The 17,931-nt window shown below is 71.6% G+C and carries 16 protein-coding genes and 2 tRNA genes; 10 read left to right on the forward strand and 8 right to left on the reverse strand.

Translation table 11 applies throughout. The annotated features are described in order from the left end of the window. Positions 1–11: 11 nt before the first annotated feature. Positions 12–653 carry an alpha/beta hydrolase family protein gene (locus tag ACZ6B8_RS19915; RefSeq protein WP_471608031.1) on the reverse strand — a complete coding sequence of 214 codons (642 nt, stop codon included), beginning with the start codon at positions 651–653 and terminating at the stop codon, positions 12–14. A gap of 1 nt (position 654) precedes the next feature. Then, the gene (locus ACZ6B8_RS19920) at positions 655–1,476 is read right to left on the reverse strand and encodes an SOS response-associated peptidase (RefSeq protein ID WP_471079276.1); all 822 of its coding nucleotides are present in this window, start codon (positions 1,474–1,476) and stop codon (positions 655–657) included. A 49-nt stretch (positions 1,477–1,525) separates the two neighbouring features. Between ACZ6B8_RS19920 and ACZ6B8_RS19925 the strand changes: the two genes are divergently transcribed. The 4 genes from ACZ6B8_RS19925 to ACZ6B8_RS19940 all read left to right on the forward strand — a co-directional run bounded on the left by ACZ6B8_RS19925 (position 1,526) and on the right by ACZ6B8_RS19940 (position 5,090). Continuing rightward, positions 1,526–2,248, forward strand: coding sequence for a M50 family metallopeptidase (locus ACZ6B8_RS19925; protein ID WP_471608032.1), 723 nt, complete (start codon positions 1,526–1,528; stop codon positions 2,246–2,248). A 32-nt stretch (positions 2,249–2,280) separates the two neighbouring features. Then, a complete protein-coding gene (gene aroA / locus ACZ6B8_RS19930) occupies positions 2,281–3,627 on the forward strand; it encodes a 3-phosphoshikimate 1-carboxyvinyltransferase (protein WP_471608033.1) in 1,347 nt (448 codons plus the stop codon). Between the two features lie 17 nt (positions 3,628–3,644). Next, positions 3,645–4,655 carry a ribosome small subunit-dependent GTPase A gene (gene rsgA, locus ACZ6B8_RS19935; RefSeq protein ID WP_471608034.1) on the forward strand — a complete coding sequence of 337 codons (1,011 nt, stop codon included), beginning with the start codon at positions 3,645–3,647 and terminating at the stop codon, positions 4,653–4,655. Positions 4,656–4,766: 111 nt separating this feature from the next. Continuing rightward, a complete protein-coding gene (locus ACZ6B8_RS19940) occupies positions 4,767–5,090 on the forward strand; it encodes a DMT family transporter (protein WP_355803005.1) in 324 nt (107 codons plus the stop codon). Between the two features lie 7 nt (positions 5,091–5,097). On the opposite strand, the gene ACZ6B8_RS19945 is transcribed toward ACZ6B8_RS19940, so the two are convergent. Next, complete coding sequence (locus ACZ6B8_RS19945; protein ID WP_471608035.1) at positions 5,098–5,703, reverse strand: TetR/AcrR family transcriptional regulator; 606 nt, start codon at positions 5,701–5,703, stop codon at positions 5,098–5,100. Between the two features lie 142 nt (positions 5,704–5,845). Between ACZ6B8_RS19945 and hisN the strand changes: the two genes are divergently transcribed. Both hisN and ACZ6B8_RS19955 read left to right on the forward strand, forming a co-directional pair. Beyond that, a complete protein-coding gene (gene hisN, locus ACZ6B8_RS19950) occupies positions 5,846–6,646 on the forward strand; it encodes a histidinol-phosphatase (RefSeq protein WP_471608036.1) in 801 nt (266 codons plus the stop codon). Positions 6,647–6,914: 268 nt separating this feature from the next. Further along, positions 6,915–7,319 carry a CBS domain-containing protein gene (locus ACZ6B8_RS19955; protein WP_471079258.1) on the forward strand — a complete coding sequence of 135 codons (405 nt, stop codon included), beginning with the start codon at positions 6,915–6,917 and terminating at the stop codon, positions 7,317–7,319. A 64-nt stretch (positions 7,320–7,383) separates the two neighbouring features. Here the strand turns inward: ACZ6B8_RS19955 and ACZ6B8_RS19960 are convergent, their stop codons facing one another. Then, entirely contained in the window at positions 7,384–8,835 is a 1,452-nt protein-coding gene (locus tag ACZ6B8_RS19960) for a catalase (protein ID WP_471608037.1), read from the reverse strand. A gap of 143 nt (positions 8,836–8,978) precedes the next feature. Between ACZ6B8_RS19960 and ACZ6B8_RS19965 the strand changes: the two genes are divergently transcribed. The 4 genes from ACZ6B8_RS19965 to ACZ6B8_RS19980 all read left to right on the forward strand — a co-directional run bounded on the left by ACZ6B8_RS19965 (position 8,979) and on the right by ACZ6B8_RS19980 (position 12,494). Next, entirely contained in the window at positions 8,979–9,395 is a 417-nt protein-coding gene (locus ACZ6B8_RS19965) for a Fur family transcriptional regulator (protein ID WP_471079252.1), read from the forward strand. Between the two features lie 242 nt (positions 9,396–9,637). Continuing rightward, positions 9,638–10,432, forward strand: coding sequence for an ABC transporter ATP-binding protein (locus tag ACZ6B8_RS19970; RefSeq protein WP_471608038.1), 795 nt, complete (start codon positions 9,638–9,640; stop codon positions 10,430–10,432). After that, positions 10,429–11,325, forward strand: coding sequence for an ABC transporter permease (locus tag ACZ6B8_RS19975; RefSeq protein WP_471608039.1), 897 nt, complete (start codon positions 10,429–10,431; stop codon positions 11,323–11,325). The genes ACZ6B8_RS19970 and ACZ6B8_RS19975 overlap by 4 nt, the downstream gene beginning before the upstream one ends. A 38-nt stretch (positions 11,326–11,363) precedes the next feature. After that, the gene (locus ACZ6B8_RS19980) at positions 11,364–12,494 is read left to right on the forward strand and encodes an ABC transporter substrate-binding protein (RefSeq protein ID WP_471608040.1); all 1,131 of its coding nucleotides are present in this window, start codon (positions 11,364–11,366) and stop codon (positions 12,492–12,494) included. A 76-nt stretch (positions 12,495–12,570) separates the two neighbouring features. Here ACZ6B8_RS19980 and ACZ6B8_RS19985 read toward each other — a convergent pair. The 4 genes from ACZ6B8_RS19985 to ACZ6B8_RS20000 form a co-directional block, all read right to left on the reverse strand. Then, positions 12,571–12,644, reverse strand: a tRNA-Met gene (locus tag ACZ6B8_RS19985). Positions 12,645–12,757: 113 nt separating this feature from the next. Further along, positions 12,758–14,578: a tetratricopeptide repeat protein gene (locus ACZ6B8_RS19990; RefSeq protein WP_471608041.1), complete on the reverse strand. Its 1,821-nt coding sequence runs from the start codon at positions 14,576–14,578 to the stop codon at positions 12,758–12,760. Positions 14,579–14,821: 243 nt separating this feature from the next. Further along, positions 14,822–14,895, reverse strand: a tRNA-Met gene (locus ACZ6B8_RS19995). Between the two features lie 50 nt (positions 14,896–14,945). Further along, on the reverse strand, positions 14,946–17,888 hold the full coding sequence (locus ACZ6B8_RS20000) for a UPF0182 family membrane protein (RefSeq protein ID WP_471608181.1): 2,943 nt from the start codon (positions 17,886–17,888) through the stop codon (positions 14,946–14,948). Positions 17,889–17,931: the final 43 nt, after the last annotated feature.

Consider the following 17,931-nt stretch of genomic DNA (forward strand, 5'->3'; position numbering starts at 1 on the left):
CACAACAGAGGTCACGCGTCCAACATTCCCGTCCAGCGCGTCACGGCGTCCGTGATGCGCTTCACGGCCTCGTCCTGCCCGATCTCCGCCCGCTTGGGCACGGCGAACCCGTGATCGCCCCCGGGGATCTCCACCAGCTCGTACGCCCCTTCGGGGAATTCCGCGGGTTTCCCGAAGGGGTCGTTGCCGCCCTGGACGACGAGGGTGGGCACGCCGGCGCCGAGCAGTTCGTCGGCGCGGGACTTCTCCGGCCTGCCCGGCGGATGCAGCGGGAAGCTCAGGGCGAGCACGGCGGCGGCGCCCAGTTCGGCCGCCGTACGGCAGGCCACGCGCGCGCCCGCGCTGCGCCCTCCGGAGATCACCGGCAGGCCCTGCTTCGCCAGCGCGGGCCAGATCCCGCGCCAGCCGGTGTCGAGCGTCCTGGGCGCGGGCGCCAGCTTCTTGCCCGCCACCCGCCAGGGCTGCTCGACGAGGGCGACGCTCACGCCGTGCGCCGGCAGGGCGGCGGCGAGGGCCTGGAGGTCGCGGGCCTCGATGCCGCCGCCGGCGCCGTGGCTGACGGCGAGCACGAGGCGGGCGCTCCTGGCGGTGGCCGGGTGCCAGGTGATCCTGGCCACACCGGCGTCGGTCTCGACGGTCTCGCTGTTGGTCACGTCAGAAGAGTGTGCCCTCTTCGGGGCCGTCGAGCTCCTTGAGCAGCTCCGGGCCGTTGTTGCGGACGTTGCTGACGGCGGTGGAGACCGGGTAGGCGCGCATCAGTCCGTGCGGCGGCGGCTCCAGGAGGGTGCGCAGCTCCTCGACGTCGGTGCGGGCCGGGTCGAGCCAGGCGTCCCAGCGGTCCGGGGTCAGCATCAGCGGCATGCGCGGGTGGATGTCGGCGAGCGCGCGCGGGCCCTCGTCGGGCGCGACGGCCAGCGGCGCGGTCTCCGCCTCCGTGGTGATCACCGTGCACGTCACCCACCAGGCCAGCGGGTGCTCGTCGGGCAGCGTCCTGTCCCGCCAGAACTCGTAGAGCCCGGCCATGGCGAAGACCGAGCCGTCGGCGGGCGTCACGAAGTAGGGCTGCTTGCGCGGCCGCTTCTTCTTGCCCTCGACCTCCAGCTGCCGCTCGTCCGGCGCGGTCACCCACTCGTAATACCCGTCGGCGGGCAGCAGGCAGCGGCGGGAGGTGAAGGCGCGGCGGTAGGACGGCTTCTCGTGCACGGTCTCCGCGCGCGCGTTGATCATCCGGGCCGCGCCCTCGGGCGTCTTGGACCAGGACGGGACGAGGCCCCACTTCAGGGTGCGCAGCTGGCGAACCGGACGCGGGTCGTCGGCGTCTTTCAGGGGGCGGTCGAGGACGGCGTAGACCTCTTTCGTGGGCGCGACATTGAAGTCGGGAGCGAACTCCTCCTCGGGCTCCTCCTCCCACTTCTCGATCCCGAAGGTCGCCGCGAGATCCTCGGGCCTACGACTCGATGCATACCGTCCGCACATACGTGCCAGACTGCCAGACCGCGCACGACCCGAGGGAGCCGTCCCAGCAATGGAAAGCACCGCCAACGCCAGCCTGCCCGACCTCTGGGACCGTGTCTTCGGTACGCAGCCCGCGCCCGAGCAGTGGCTCGTCATAGCCGCCGGCGTCGTCGCCCTCGCCGTCGTCGTCCCGCACACCATCTGGCGCCTCGCCCGCAACGCCATCACCATCGCGCACGAGGGCGGCCACGGCCTCGTCGCGCTGCTCACCGGGCGGCGCCTGGACGGCATCCGGCTGCACTCCGACACCTCGGGCCTGACCGTCTCGCGCGGCAAGCCGTCCGGGCTCGGCATGATCCTGACCGCCGCCGCGGGCTACACCGCGCCGCCGCTGCTCGGCCTCGGCGGCGCGTGGCTGCTCGCCTCCGGGCGCATCACGGCGTTCCTGTGGATCGCGACGGCGCTGCTCGTCGTGATGCTGGTGATGATCCGCAACGCGTACGGCGCCCTGACGGTGGTCCTCACCGGCGGCACCTTCCTGCTCGTCTCCTGGCTGGCGAACACCGACGTGCAGGCGGCCTTCGCGTACGCGGTGGTGTGGTTCCTGCTCCTCGGCGGCGTACGTCCCGCCTTCGAGCTGCAGTCCAAGCGCAGGCGCGGCGGCGCGGGCGACTCGGACGCGGACCAGCTGTCGCGCCTGACCCATGTGCCCGCGGGGCTGTGGCTCTTCCTCTTCCACGCGGTGTCGCTGTGTTCGCTGATGGGCGGGGCACGGTGGCTCCTCGACGTCTGAGCGGTGCCCCTGCCAGCCACTAAAGTGAGGGCATGACCGAAACCCCGGCGCACACCGCCCTCTGGCCCGCCCCGCACGCAAGCGGAGCCGTCACCGCGACGGTCCACGTCCCCGGTTCGAAATCGGTCACCAACCGGGCGTTGGTCCTGGCCGCGCTGGCCGCCGAGCCCGGCTGGCTGCGCCGGCCGCTGCGCTCCCGCGACACCCTGCTGATGGCCGGCGCGCTGCGCGCGATGGGCGTCGGCATCGAGGAGACGGTCTCCTCCAGCTCCCCCGTCGCCGGCGGCGCCGGCACCACCGGTGAGGCCTGGCGGGTGATCCCCTCCGGGCTGCACGGCCCGGCCACGGTCGACGTCGGCAACGCCGGCACGGTCATGCGCTTCCTGCCCCCGGTGGCCGCCCTCGCCGACGGTCCGATCCGCTTCGACGGCGATCCCCGTTCGTACGAGCGCCCCCTGCACGGCGTGATCGACGCGCTGCGCGTGCTCGGCGCCCGGATCGACGACACGGAGGGCAGCCGCGGCGCGCTCCCCCTGATCGTGCACGGCGGCGGCGCCCTGGAGGGCGGCCGGGTCGAGATCGACGCGTCGTCCTCCTCCCAGTTCGTGAGCGCCCTGCTGCTGAGCGGCCCGCGCTTCAACCAGGGCGTGGAGGTACGGCACGTGGGCGGCGCCCTGCCGTCCATGCCGCACATCCGGATGACGGTCGACATGCTGCGCTCCGTCGGCGCCCAGGTGGACACCCCGGAGGCGGGCGGCGAGCCGAACGTGTGGCGGGTGACCCCCGGCGCGCTGCTCGGCCGCGACCTGACCATCGAGCCCGACCTGTCGAACGCCCAGCCGTTCCTCGCCGCGGCCCTGGTCACCGGCGGCACCGTGACGATCCCGGACTGGCCGGCCCGCACCACGCAGCCGGGTGACGCGCTGCGCGAGATCTTCACCGAGATGGGCGGTTCCTGCGAACTGACCGAGCGGGGCCTCACGTTCACCGGCTCCGGCTCGGTGCACGGCATCGACGTGGACCTGAGCGAGGTCGGCGAGCTCACCCCCGGCATCGCGGCGGTCGCGGCCCTCGCGGACTCCCCCTCGACGCTGCGCGGCGTCGCGCACCTGCGGCTGCACGAGACGGACCGCCTTGCCGCGCTCACCAAGGAGATCAACGAACTGGGCGGCGACGTCACCGAGACCGCCGACGGCCTGCACATCCGGCCGCGCACGCTGCACGGCGGCGTCTTCCACACCTACGACGACCACCGCATGGCGACCGCGGGCGCGATCATCGGCCTCGCGGTGGAGGGCGTGCGGATCGAGAACGTCGCGACGACGGCGAAGACCCTCCCGGACTTCCCCGACCTCTGGACCGGGATGCTCGGGAACTGACGGGCGGATCGAGAACCATGCGCCGCTACGGCAAGAACCCCGACGAGGACGACATCCGCGTCCGCCCCAACCGCAAGGGCAACCGCCCCCGTACCCACATCCGGCCCAAGCACGAGGACGCGGCCGAGGGCATGGTCCTCACCGTCGACCGGGGCCGGCTGACCGTGCTGGTCGACGACCGGATCGTGCTGGCCATGAAGGCCCGTGAGCTCGGCCGCAAGGCCGCCGTGGTGGGTGACCGGGTCGCGGTCGTCGGGGATCTGTCCGGGAAGAAGGACACGCTCGCCCGGATCGTGCGGATCGCGGAGCGCACGTCGGTGCTGCGGCGCACCGCCGACGACGACGACCCGTACGAGCGGGTGGTCGTCGCCAACGCCGACCAGCTCGCCATCGTCACGGCTCTCGCCGACCCCGAACCGCGGCCGCGGCTGATCGACCGCTGTGTGGTGGCGGCGTACGACGGCGGTCTGGAGCCGGTGCTGGTGCTGACCAAGTCGGACCTGGCGCCGGCTGACAAGATCCTGGAGACGTACTCCACCCTCGACATCCCGTATGTGGTCACCAGCCGCGAGGAGTTCACCGACGGCGCGGAGCTCGCGCGGGTGCACGAGCTGCTCGACGGCAAGGTCACGGCCTTCGTCGGGCACTCGGGGGTCGGCAAGACGACGCTCGTCAACGCGCTCGTCCCCGAGGAGCGGCGGCGCACCACCGGACACGTCAACGCGGTCACGGGGCGCGGCAGGCACACCACCACCTCCGCGCTCGCGCTGCCGCTGGAGGGCTCGGACGGCTGGGTGATCGACACGCCGGGCGTGCGGTCGTTCGGGCTCAACCACGTCGACCCGTCCCGCGTCATCCTCGCCTTCCCCGACCTGGAGCCGGGGACGGCACAGTGCCCGCGCGGCTGCAGCCACGACGAGAAGGACTGCGCCCTCGACGCCTGGGTGGCCGACGGTCACGCGGACCCGGCGCGGCTGTACTCGCTGCGCAGGCTGCTCGAGGTCCGGGAGCGGCACGACGGCGACTGACCTCCCCGTTGTTTGCGCCGCGACGGCAAAGGTAAATGCATAATCGCACCAAGCCGGATTCAAGCCAGACGAATCCGCCGCGGATCGTGGACGGGTACGGGAGGCAGGGACATGGCGTGGCTGCTGGTCATCGTGGCCGGGGTTCTGGAGACCGGCTTCGCGGTCTGTCTGAAGCTGTCCCACGGGTTCACCCGGCTCTGGCCGACCATCGCGTTCGCCTCCTTCGCGCTCGGCAGCTTCGGTCTGCTGACCCTGGCGCTGCGGAAGCTGGACGTGGGGCCCGCGTACGCGGTGTGGACGGGCATCGGGGCGGCCGGCACGGCGATCTACGGCATGATCTTCCTCGGCGACCTGGTCTCCACGCTCAAGATCGTCTCGATCTCGTTCGTCATCATCGGCGTGATCGGGCTGCAGCTGTCGGGCTCGGCGCACTGACCAGGCACTAACGCACACCCACCCAGCGCCCGATGGCCCCGCGGACCAGTTCCGCGGGGTCGTCGTCGTTCCCGGCGGGCGCGACGACGTACGACAGGGCGAGGCGGACGGCGCTCTCGCAGGCGAGGGCGAGCTCGGGGTCCCTGGCCCGGCCGCGGCCGCCGAGCGCGAGCACCGCGCGGTCCCGGACCAGCGCGAGCAGCTCCGCGGCGGAGGGCACCCCGGCGTCCGCGCGGCGCTGCGCCGGCACCGGTGAGATGGAGCCCGCGACCCGGCTCGGCGCGGGCAGCCGCTCGCTCCAGCAGTCGGTGAGCGCGGCCCGCACCAGCGGGTTGGCGCGGGCGGCGCGCACGGTCCAGGCGGCCGCGGCGGCGAGCCGGTCGGCGGGGTCGCGCTCCTCGGCGAGCGCCCGCTCCACGCCGTGCAGATAGCCGTCCGTCTCGCGCCGCAGCAGCGCGCGGGCCAGGCCGTCCTTGCTGCCGAACTCGTTGTAGAGGGTCTGCCGGGAGACCCCGGCGGTGGCCGCGACGTCGACCATGCGCACGCCGGGCCACGGTCGCCGCGCGAGCGCCGTGTACGCCGCGTCCAGTAAGGATTCCCGTGCTGCAGGCATCGTCGCCTCCCCGGGCCCAGAGGGCTCCCGTGCCAGAGTTGACGGGCTCGGCAGCACTGTCAATAGCTCCGGCGCGCGCAGGGGCGGGCTCCCGCCACCCGGCGCTGTGGATCGCGCCGAACGGGATCGATACTGTTCACCCATGCCCGACTACCACGATGATCTGCGTCTCGCCCATGTCCTCGCGGACGCCGCCGACGCCGCCACCATGGACCGGTTCAAGGCCCTCGACCTGAAGGTCGAGACCAAGCCGGACATGACGCCGGTGAGCGAGGCCGACAAGGCCGCCGAGGAGCTGATCCGTGGCAACCTCCAGCGGGCCAGGCCGCGCGACGCGATCCTCGGCGAGGAGTACGGCGTCGAGGGCACCGGGCCGCGCCGCTGGGTGATCGACCCGATCGACGGCACCAAGAACTACGTGCGCGGCGTCCCCGTCTGGGCCACCCTGATCTCCCTCATGGAGGCGGGCGAAGGCGGCTACCAGCCGGTGGTCGGTGTCGTCTCGGCGCCCGCGCTGGGCCGTCGCTGGTGGGCGGCGAAGGGCGGCGGCGCCTACACGGGGCGCAGTCTGACCTCGGCGACCCGGCTGCAGGTCTCCAAGGTCAACCGCATCCAGGACGCCTCCTTCGCGTACTCCTCGCTCACCGGCTGGGAGGAGAAGGGCGCGCTGGACGGGTTCCTGGACCTGAGCCGCGCGGTGTGGCGCACGCGCGCGTACGGCGACTTCTGGCCGTACATGATGGTCGCCGAGGGCTCGGTCGACATGTGCGCGGAGCCGGAGCTCTCGCTCTGGGACATGGCGGCGACCGCGATCGTGGTGACGGAGGCGGGCGGCCGCTTCACCGGCCTGGACGGCAGGCCCGGCCCGCACAGCGGCAACGCCGCGGCGTCGAACGGCCTGCTCCACGACGAGCTGCTCGGGTACGTCAACCAGCGCTACTGAGGCTCGGGGACGTCAACCAGCGCTACTGAGGCTCGGGGACGTCAACCAGCGCTCCTGACAGGTCGTCCGGACCCCTTCGCGGGGCGCGACTTCGTCTCCACGCGCCCCGAACTGACCGCACGCGCCCCCTTGCTGGCCCCGGGCCGGGCTGCGACTCTATGAGTCCCCCCACTTGTGAACTTGTGAATCCGTTCTCACGAGCCGGTAGCGGAGGCAATCCTTCGCCCTCCGGGAGACCGCGGTTTCACCAAGGAGGTGGCTCACGCCCATGCTCGTCCGCGACGCCATGAGCTCGATGGTCCTCACCATCGGCCCCGCCCACACACTCCGCCAGGCGGCCCGGCTGATGTCGGCGCGCCGCGTCGGCGCCGCAGTCGTCCTGGACCCCGACACCTGCGGAGTCGGCATCCTGACCGAACGCGACATTCTCGTCTCGCTGGGCCTCGACCAGGACCCGGACAAGGAGACCGCCGGCACCCACACCACGACGGACGTCGTCTTCGCCTGCCCCTCGTGGACCCTGGAGGACGCCGCGGACGCCATGTCCCACGGCGGCTTCCGGCACCTGATCGTCATGGACGGCAACGAACCGACCGGGATCGTCTCGGTCCGCGACATCATCCGCTGCTGGGCCCCGGTGCGACGCGCCGCGGCCGCGGGCATGCCGGGCTGAACACGGCGACGGGCCGGCCCCCCGAAGGGATCCGGCCCGTCGCTCTTCCACGACAAGTGGCGGGTCAGCCGCGCAGGGCCTGGACCGCGGCCTCCAGCCGCTTGCCGAAGTCACCGTCGGCCTGACGGAAGTTGTCGATCGCGCGCTCGGCGATCTCGTCGCGCGAGACCTTGGAGATGAAGCCCGCCAGGTTGCCGATCAGGCGGTCCTTCTCGTCCTCGGACATCAGGCGGTAGAGGTTGCCCGCCTGCACGAAGTCGTTGTCCTCGGCGTGCCGGGCGGCCGGGTGGTTGCCGGTGCCGCCGGCGACCGGGACGGGCTGCCACAGCGGCCGGTCCGTCTGGTGCGGGCCGCCGAAGCTGTTCGGCTCGTAGTTCTTCGCGCCCTTGTGGCGGCCGTCGTACAGCAAGCCGTCCCGCGAGTTGGTGCGCGCCTCGGTGGCGTGCGGGCGGTTCACCGGCAGGTGGTCGGCGTTGATGCCGACGCGATAGCGGTGGGCGTCGCCGTACGCGAAGAGGCGGCCCTGGAGCATCTTGTCCGGGGACGGGCCGATGCCCGGCACGAAGTGCGCGGGGCTGAAGATGGCCTGCTCGACCTCGGCGAAGATGTTCTCCGGGTTGCGGTTGAGCTCCAGCTTGCCGATCTCGATCGGCGGGTAGTCCGCGTGCGGCCACACCTTGGTGAGGTCGAACGGGTTGAAGCGGTACTCCGCCGCCTCGGCCGCCGGCATGATCTGCACCTGCACGGTCCAGGACGGGTACTCGCCGCGCTCGATGGCCTCGCGCAGGTCGCGCTGGTGGGAGTCGGGGTCCTCACCGGCGAGCTTGTCGGCCGCGGCCTGGGTGAGGTTCTTGATGCCCTGGTCGGTCTTGAAGTGGTACTTGACCCAGAAGACCTCGCCGGCCTCGTTGTTCCACTGGAAGGTGTGCGAGCCGAAGCCGTCCATGTGGCGGTACGAGGCGGGGATGCCGCGGTCGCCGAAGAGCCAGGTCACCTGGTGGGTGCTCTCCGGGCTGAGGCCCCAGAAGTCCCAGACGTTGTCCGCCTCGGTCGAGCCCGTGTAGGGGTCGCGCTTCTGGGTGTGGATGAAGTCGGGGAACTTGATGGCGTCCTTGATGAAGAACACCGGGGTGTTGTTGCCGACGAGGTCGTAGTTGCCCTCTTCGGTGTAGAACTTCAGCGCCCAGCCGCGCGGGTCGCGCACGGCGTCGGCCGCGCCGAGGTTGCCGGCCACGGTGGAGAAGCGCAGGAACGTCTCGGTCTGCTTGCCGACCTCGGAGAGGAACTTGGCGCGCGTCCACTGCGAGACGTCCCGGGTCAGCGTGAAGGTGCCGTACGCGCCGGCGCCCCGGGCGTGCACGATCCGCTCCGGGATCCGCTCGCGGTTGAAGTGGGCGAGCTTCTCGAGCAGCAACTGGTCCTGGACCAGCACCGGACCGTCGACGCCCGCGGTCTCGCTGTTCTGGTTGTCGGCGACCGGAGCCCCGGCCTCCGTGGTGAGCGGTCCCTGCGTCACGTGCGCCTCCTGCGTCATTCCTGCAAGTCCTGTCCTTGGACGTTGTTCGTACTCGATCCTACGATAGACTTTGTCTAAGTCAAGCGACGATCCAAAGTCACACCTGTTCGGAACTGACCCCCTCGCCTGTTAGGCTGGCCCTCATGAGTGACCTGTTGGAACGACTGCGCGGACGTGGCTGGCGCATGACCGCACAGCGGCGCGTCGTGGCCGAGGTCCTCGACGGGGACCACGTCCACCTCACCGCGGACGAAGTGCACGCCCGCGCCGCGGACAAGCTGCCCGAGATCTCCCGGGCCACCGTCTACAACACCCTGGGCGAGCTGGTGAGCCTCGGCGAGATCCTCGAGGTCTCGACCGACCGCCGCGCCAAGCGGTACGACCCGAACGCCCACCGCCCCCACCAGCACCTGGTCTGCGCCCGCTGCGGCGCCATCCGTGACGTGCACCCCACGGGCAACCCGCTCGCGACCCTCCCCGACTCCGAGCGCTTCGGCTTCACGGTCGAGGACGTGGAGGTCACGTACCGCGGCGTGTGCCCGAACTGCGCGTCGGCGTAGCCCTCCACCTCCGCACGGACCTTCCCGGGCAGCCGCCTCCCACGCGGACCCTTTTCGTACGTCACTGAGGCCCCCGGCACCGCAAGGTGCCGGGGGCCTCAGGGCTGTGCGGCGACCGGGCCTCGACAGCGCGCGGCGCGCGGGCGGCGCCGCATTCCGGCCACGGCGCACCCCTTCCAAGATCTGACGCCCCGTCATATTCTCTGCGGCGCCCGCCATCCACCCCTCCGCGAGGAGACCCCGTGGGAGACCCGCACCCCAAGTTCCACGCCCCGCCCAAACTCCACGCCCGCGCGGTGACCAGGACCTTCGGCCGCGCCGCCAAGGCGGTGCACGCCCTCGGACCGGTCGATCTGACCGTCGCCGACGGCGAGTTCACCTGCATCGTCGGCCCCTCGGGCTGCGGCAAGTCGACCCTGCTGCGGATCGCCGCCGGACTGCTGCGCCCCAGCGCCGGCGAGCTGACCATCCGTACCGCCGCACGCCGGCCGGTCGCGATGATCTTCCAGGACTACGGCATCTACGACTGGAAGAGTGTCCAGGCCAACGTCCGGTTCGGCCTGGACATCCAGCGTGTCCCGCGCCGCGAGGCCGACGCGCGGGCCACCGAGTGGCTGACCCGCATGGGCCTCGCGGAGTTCGCCGGCGCCTACCCCGCCACCCTCTCCGGCGGCATGCGGCAGCGCGTGGCGATCGCCCGCGCGCTGGCCGTGGAGCCCGAGATCCTGCTGATGGACGAGCCGTTCGCGGCCCTCGACGCCCAACTCCGCACCATCCTCCAGGACGAGCTCCTCGCCCTCACCCAGACCACCCGCACCACGACCCTGTTCATCACGCACAGCCTCGAGGAGGCGATCGTGCTCGGCGACCGGGTCCTGGTGATGTCGGCCAGGCCCGGCCGCGTCATCGCCGAGCGCCGCCCGCCCTTCCCGCGCCCCCGCAGCGGCGACGTCCGCGCGGCCCCCGAGTTCACCGCGCTGAAGAGCGAGCTGTGGGACCTGCTGCGGGACGAGGTCGGCACGGAGGCCGCGGCATGACCACCGCCACCGGCAAGAGCCCGGCCCCGCGCCCCGGCAAGCATCCGCCCCCGCAGGAAGAGGTGCTGGTCAGGAGGCCGGGACCGCAGGAGTTGCACCCGGTGCGCACCCATCGCCGGCGCCGCGCCCTCGAACTGTCGCTCGCCGTCGGCGTGCCCGCCGCCCTCATCCTGCTGTGGCAGCTCGCCGCCGTGAGCGGCTGGATCGACGACCGCGTCTATCCGGCACCGCAGACGATCCTGGAGGACGGCTGGCACCGCGCCGCCGACGGCGACCTGTGGCCGGACGTGTGGGCCACCCTGAAACGGGTGCTCGCGGGGTACGCGATCGGCACGGTCGCCGGATATGCGCTCGGCCTCCTGATGGGCTCGCTCTCCGTCGTGCGCGCCGCCCTGGAACCCACCCTCGACGCCCTGTACGTCATCCCCAAACTGGCGCTGCTGCCCGTCTTCCTGAACATGTTCGGCCTCGGCGAGGGCCCGCAGATCGCGCTCGTCGCCGCCACGGTCTTCTTCTTCGTCTGGATATCGACGATGGCGGCGGTCCTCGCCGTACCCTCCGGCCATCGCGACGCGGGCCAGGTCTTCGGCGCCTCGCCCTGGCAGATGTTCCGCCACGTCCTGCTGCCCGCCTCGCTGCCCGCCGTCCTGGTCGGCGCGCGGATCGCGGCGGGCGTCGCGGTCCTGGTCATCGTCGCCTCGGAGCAGATCGCGGCGGCGGACGGCCTCGGCCACCTCATCTTCGACTCGCGCGCGCTCTTCCAGAACGACGTGATGTTCGTCGGCATCGTCTGTGTCGCCGTGCTCGGCGTCGTCTTCTCCGAACTGGTGCGGATCGCGGGCCGGTTGCTCACCCCGTGGGCCCCGCGCGACCGCGGCCGCGGCCAGTCATGACCCGAACCGATGTACGGAGCCGAGCAATCGGAGGCACCATGCGCATCCGCACCACCGCACTCCCCCTGCTCATGGCGGGCGCCCTGCTCGCCGCGGGCTGCGCCAAGAAGGACGACCAGGCGCCGCCCGCCCCCGCGAAACCCCGCACCGTCACCGCCGTCTCCGGCTGCGGAAAGGGCAGTTGGACCGACCCCGCCGACCTGGCTCCCGACCGCGCCCCGGCCCGCTGCGCCCCGCGCACCCCCGCCTCCGAGCCCCTCCCCAAGGAGCGCAGCCTGACCATCGCCACCGGCACCCTGAGCGCCGAGTACGTCGCACCGCTCCAGATGGCGCTGGAGGAAGGGGAGTTCAAGAAGGAGGGCCTGAACGTCGACCTGAAGGTGCTGCCCACCCCCGACGCACTCCCGCTCCTCGCCAAGGGCGACATCGACGCCCAGTGGGCGGCCCCCGAGGCCGCCGTCATGAACGGCATCACCAGCGGGTTCGACATCAAGTGGACGGCCGGCAACTTCTCCCCCGGCCCCCACTCCAAGAGCGGCCTCTGGGTACGCCTGAAGAAGGACGAGACCGCCGCCCACGTCCCGATGGCGGGCCGCACGCTCGGCACGATGATCGGCAAGGGATCCGTCATCGCGTACCCCATGAACCGGGCGCTGAAGAAACACGGCGGCGGCCTCGACGAGATCCAGTTCCAGCAGCTGGGCTCGGCGGACGTGCTCACCGCGCTGCGCAACGGCGGCACCGACGCGGCGTGGCTGCTCGACCCGGTCTGGCGCAAGGTCGACGGCGACAAGAAGTACGCGTTCCTGGGCGGCCAGCCCCGCGGGGAGCCGCTCGGCGGCCTGCTCTTCGGCCCGAATCTGCTGAAGAAGGACCCGGATGCCGGCGTCGCCCTGCTGCGCGCGTACATCCGGACCGTGAACACCTACTTCGCCGGCGACTACAAGGCCGACAAGGCCTTCGCGCGGGAGCTCGCCGAGCTGCTCGACACGGACCAGGACGCGCTGCTCTCCACGCCGTCGCTGCGCATGGACTGGGAGATACGCGCGGGTACGACGGACCGGCTCCAGGACGCCTACCGCGCGGCGGGCGTCTTCGACGGAGCCAGGGTCCCGGAGGAGAAGGCGGTGGACCGCGAGCTGTACGAGGAGGCCGTGGGCCACAAGTGAGGGGCGGGCCCCGCGTAAGGCGCCACACATGCGTCGAGGGCCGGAAGCACATCGGCTTCCGGCCCTCGACCATCAGTAGCGGGGACAGGATTTGAACCTGCGACCTCTGGGTTATGAGCCCAGCGAGCTACCGAGCTGCTCCACCCCGCGTCGGTGAACACAACAGTACGTCAGGGCTACGACCAGCGCAAATCCGTTCCCATCCGGGCCGGGCCCGGCCCCGCCCGGCCCCCGTACGGCGGCCGGCGGCGGGCCCCGGCGCCCTACGCGGAGAGCTCCTGGCGCAGCGCCTCCCGCAGCCGCCCGGCCCGCTCGGCGACCTCCGCGGGCCCGAGATCGACCGCCCGCGAGGCCCACCGCTGCCCCTGCGCCAGCTGCCCGCGGCGCGCGTAGAGCAGGGCGAGCCGGAGCGCGGCCCGTCCGTGGCCCGCGTCGGCGGCCCTGGTCCACCACAGCGCCGCCTCCGGCTCACTGCCCTCACGGGCGAGGAGCAGGCCGAGGTTGAACGCGCCGTTGCGGCTGCCGGCCTCCGCGGCCTTGCGGTACCAGCGCGCGGCCTCGACGACGTCGCCCCGGCCCGCCGCGAGCATGCCGACCCGGACCTGGGCCCTGCGGTGCCCGAGCTCGGCGGCCCGCTCGTACCACTCCTCGCACTCGGACTTCTCCGCCGCGGGCTCGCCCAGCGCGGGCGGGGCCTCCGCCGGGCGCCGCGCGTCGAGCACGGTGCCGAGCCGGTAGGCCGCCTCGGCGCTGCCGCCGCCCGCCGCGCAGCGCAGATACCGCTCGGCCTCCTGGTCGTCGCCGGCGCGCAGCCGCGCGGTGCCGACCTGGAGCGCGGCGTCGGTGTGCCCGGCCGCGGCCGCGCGCTCGTACCACCGCAGGGCGCCGGCCTCGTCGCCCCGGCTCGCGTAGAGGATCCCGAGGTTGAACGCGGCGTCGACGCTGCCGGCCTCCGCGGCCTTGGAGAACCACGGCTCGGCCCCGGCGGCGTCGCCGCCCTGGAGCAGCAGCACGGCGAGCGCGTTGGCGGCCTCGCGGTGGCCCGCGTAGGCGGCGCGGCGGTACCACTGGTCGGCCTGTGCGGTGCGGTCCTGCTCGGCGCAGAGCAGGCCGAGGTTGTACGCGCCGTTCACGTCGCCCGCGTCCATGGCGGCGCGGTACCAGCGCTCGGCGGTCTGGGTCTCGCCCCGCTCCGCGTGCAGCGCGCCGAGGGCGTTCGCGGCGTTCCCGTCGCCGTCCTGGGCCGCCTTGAGCCACCACACGGCGGCGCTCTCCTCGTCGCCCGCGTCCCGCAGCAGGAAGCCGAGCGCGCAGGCCGCGCGGGACTCCCCGTCCTTGGCGGAGTTGAGGTACCAGCGTCCGGCTTCCTTGAGCTCTCCGCGCCGCTCCAGGATCGCGCCGAGGTGCAGCGCGGCCCTGCGGTGGCCGCGGGCGGCGGCCTGGCGGTACCACTGTTCGGCCTCGTCGGCGGGCGTGCGCGCGATGTCGTCGGCGTGGTCCGCGCGCGGGGGGCGCTCGCCACGCTCCGCGGTGGCGCGCCGGTCGAGCGCGCGGGCCAGGCGGTAGGCGGCCTCGCGGTGGCCGCGCTCGGCGGCGACGCGCATCCAGCGCTCGGCGCCGACGTCCCCACGGTGCTCCAGGAGGTCGGCGAGCGCGTACGCCCCGAGGGTGTGGCCGTCCTCGGCGGACTGCCGCAGCCAGTACTCGGCGGCGGGCTCGTCGCCGCGCTCGCGGTGGTGGCGGCCGAGCGCGTGCGCGGCCGCGGCGGAGCCGGCGACGGCGGCGACCCGCCACCAGCCGGCCGCCTCGTCGGCGTAGCCGCGCTGGTGGAGCAGGACGCCGAGGTTGTTGGCCGCGGCGCGGTCGCCCCCGGCGGTCGCGGCGCGCAGCAGGGACTCGGCCCCGTCGAGATCACCGCGGCGCAGCAGAAGGCTTCCGAGGACGCTCATCGCGTCCACGTCGCCGGCCTCGGCGGCCAGCCGATGGCGCATCTCCTCGGCGGCCGCCCCGGGATCCTCCCGGTCGGCCGACTGCACAAACCGCCCTCTCTCCAACAGAGTTGCCTTGTCCCCCATAACGTCCATCGTCGCACCACCTGCAACCTGGGTACACCTGGTATACCGCAGCCAGTGAGGTCACTTCAGCGTTTTGTCGACATGCCCACAGAGAGATAAGTCAAACACAGATCCCCCAACTCTCCCCCGACCACGCGCCGTTCGCACGACATGGCATAGGACACCCGCACACGACCGGCACCGGCCTCCGCACGGGTCCCCCACACACGACGAAGGCCCGGATCCGTAAGGATCCGGGCCTTCACCTTGCAGTAGCGGGGACAGGATTTGAACCTGCGACCTCTGGGTTATGAGCCCAGCGAGCTACCGAGCTGCTCCACCCCGCGCCGTTGTGTCCAAACCGTACCACGGCGCGAGGGGGCCGCCCGACCGGGCGCTAGCCGGTGCCGTCCGCCGCCTTGTCTCCGTCGGCCTTCTTGTCGCCGCCCTTGTCGGCGCCCTGACCGGCGTTCTCGCCCTTCTTGTCGCCGGCCTTGGCGGAGGCCTTCTCAGCCCGCTCCAGCGCTTCCTGGAGCCGCTCCTGCGCCTCGCCGTACGCCTTCCAGTCGCCCTTCTTCATGGCCGTCTCGCCGTCCTCGAACGCCTCCTGGGCGTCGTCGAGCGCGGCCTGGACCGTCGGGTCGCTGGTCTTCGGCGGCTTGGTCGGCTCGTCCTCGTCCTCGCCCGGTGGCTTGGTGGACCCGTCGGCGTTGAAGACCGTGTTGAGGCCCTCGCCGAGGGTGTCCGAGAACGCCGTCTCCGTGCCGTACGACACGGCCACCTTCTTCAGGAGCGGATACGCCGACTTGCGTCCCTGTACGTAGACGGGCTCGACGTACAGGAAGCCGTCGTCCAGGGGCACGGTCAGCAGATTGCCGTAGAGGACGTCGGAGTCGGCGCCCTTCATGTCGCGGACGAAGTTGCCGACCTCCGTCATGGAGTTCAGCTTGTTCTGGACCTGCTCGGGTCCGTCGACGTCGCCCTGGACTCTGAGCAGCTGCATCTTGCCGTAGTTCTTGCTTCTGGCGTCGGCGTCGACCGTCATGAACGCCCGTAGGTTGGGCCGCTCGCTGGGCGTGAACGTCGTCGTCAGGGAGAACTGCTGCTGCGTCTGGCCCGGCGACTTCAGGGACAGGTAGTACGGCGGGACCGCGCTGTCGTCCTTCTTCGTCGGGTCGTTCGGCACCTGCCAGGCGTCACTCGCGTTGTAGAACTGGCCCGGGTCCGTGACGTGGTACTTCGTCAGGAGCTCGCGCTGGACCTTGAACATGTCCTGCGGGTAGCGCAGGTGGTCCATCAGCTTCGGCGGGATCTCGCTCTTGTCCTTGACGGTGCCCGGGAACGCCTTCTTCCAGGTCTTCAGGACCGGGTCCTTGTCGTCCCAGGTGTAGAGCTTGACGTCACCGGTGTACGCGTCGACGGTGGCCTTCACCGAGTTCCGGATGTAGTTGACCTGGTTCTGCTGGGCGATCACCGTGCGCTGGCTGTCCGCCTGCGACAGGGAGTCGGCCGTGGTGTCGCCGAGCGTCGTCCGCGAGGCGTACGGATAGCCGTTGCTGGTGGTGTAGGCGTCGACCACCCACTGGATGCGGCCGTCCACCACCGTCGGGTAGACGTCGCCGTCGATGGTCAGCCAGGGCGCCACCGCCTCGACGCGCTCCTTGGGGGTGCGGTTGTACAGGATCCGCGAACCGTCGCCGATGGCGCCCGAGTAGAGGATCTGCGGCTCTCCGAAGGAGACCGCGTACGCCGCGCGGTTGATCGGGTTGGAGAGGTTGACGCCGCTGTCGCCCTTGTAGCTGTAGGTCTTCTGACCGCCGCCGTTCTCCTCGTAGTCGAGCTCCTTCTGGGGCCCGCCGACGATCGAGTACTGGCTGGTCTTCTCGCCGTAGTAGATCCGCTGCTCGTACTCACCGAGGTTTCCGGTGGTGGGCAGGCCGGACTCGGTGAACGCCGGGGCGCCCTTGGAGCCGGGCTTCGTCTCCGTGCCCTTGGCGGCGACCATGCCGTAGCCGTGGGTGTAGGCGAAGTGGTCGTTGATCCAGTTGCGCTTGTCGAGCTTGTTCACGTCGATCTCGCGCAGGCCGACGATGGTGTCCTGGCCGTTGTAGCGGTCCACGTCCAGCGTCCGCGGGAACTGGTAGTAGCTGCGCTCCTGCTCCAGCTGCTGGAAGGTGGGCGAGACGATGTTCGGGTCGTTCAGGCGGTAGTTGGCCGCCGTGTCCGCGTTGTCGCGCTTCTTCTTCGGGTCCTCGTCGACCTTGCCCGCGCCCTTGTACTCCTGCGGCTTCACGCCGTTGATGCCGTAGGCGTTCCGGGTGGCCTCGATGTTCTTCTCGATGTACGGCGCTTCCTTGGCCTGCTCGTTCGGCTGGACCTGGAACTTCTGGACGATCGCGGGGTAGAGCCCGCCGATGAGGATCGCCGAGAGCACCATCAGGCCGAAGCCGATGACGGGCAGCTGCCAGGTGCGCCGCCAGAGCGTCGCGAAGAAGAGGATGGCGCAGATGACGGCGATGCAGAACAGGATCGTCTTCGCCGGCAGGTACGCGTTGGCGTCCACGTAGCGAAGGCCGGTCCAGTTGCCCGTCGCCTTGAAGTCACTGGACTTCACCGCGAGGCCGTACCGGTCGAGCCAGTACGCGACGGCCTTCAGCGACACGAAGACACCGAGCAGCACCGAGAGGTGGCCGGTGGCCGCGGCGGTCGCGCGCGCGCCGGGGCTGGTGATGCGCAGCCCGCCGTACAGGTAGTGCGTCAGGGCGGCGGCGACCAGGGAGAGCACCGTGGCCGCGAAGCCGAAGCCGAGCAGGAAGCGGTACCAGGGAAGGTCGAACGCGAAGAACGACACGTCCATGTGGAACTGGGGGTCCTTCTGGCCGAAGGACACGCCGTTGACCCACAGGAGCCAGGTACGCCACTGTCCCGCCGCGGAGGCGCCCGCGATCAGCCCCACCAGAGCGGTGATCCCGATGAGGAGCCACTTCTTGTACGGGGCGATGCCCATGCGGTACCGGTCGAGGCTCTGCTGCTCCATCGACATGGCGCTCAGCGGCGGGCGCAGCCGGTGCGCCAGCCAGATGTTCACGCCGACCGCGGCCGCCATGAGGAGGCCGAAGACGAAGAACAGGCCGATCTTGGTCCACAGGGTCGTCGTGAAGACCGATGAGTAGTTGACCGATCGGTACCAGAGCCAGTCCGTCCAGAAGCCCGAGAACATGACGAAGGCCATGGCCAGGACGGCCAGGACCCCCAGTGTCATGAGCAGGGTCCGGACGCGCCGGGAGGGTCGGCCCACTCTGATCCGTGGCCCCGTCGGGCCTCCGCCGCGGTCCGGCATCTGGAAAGCCAAGGTGCGCACCTCGAAGTTCGCTGTTGATTCG

It is taken from the genome of Streptomyces sp. NPDC041122 (assembly GCF_055592445.1).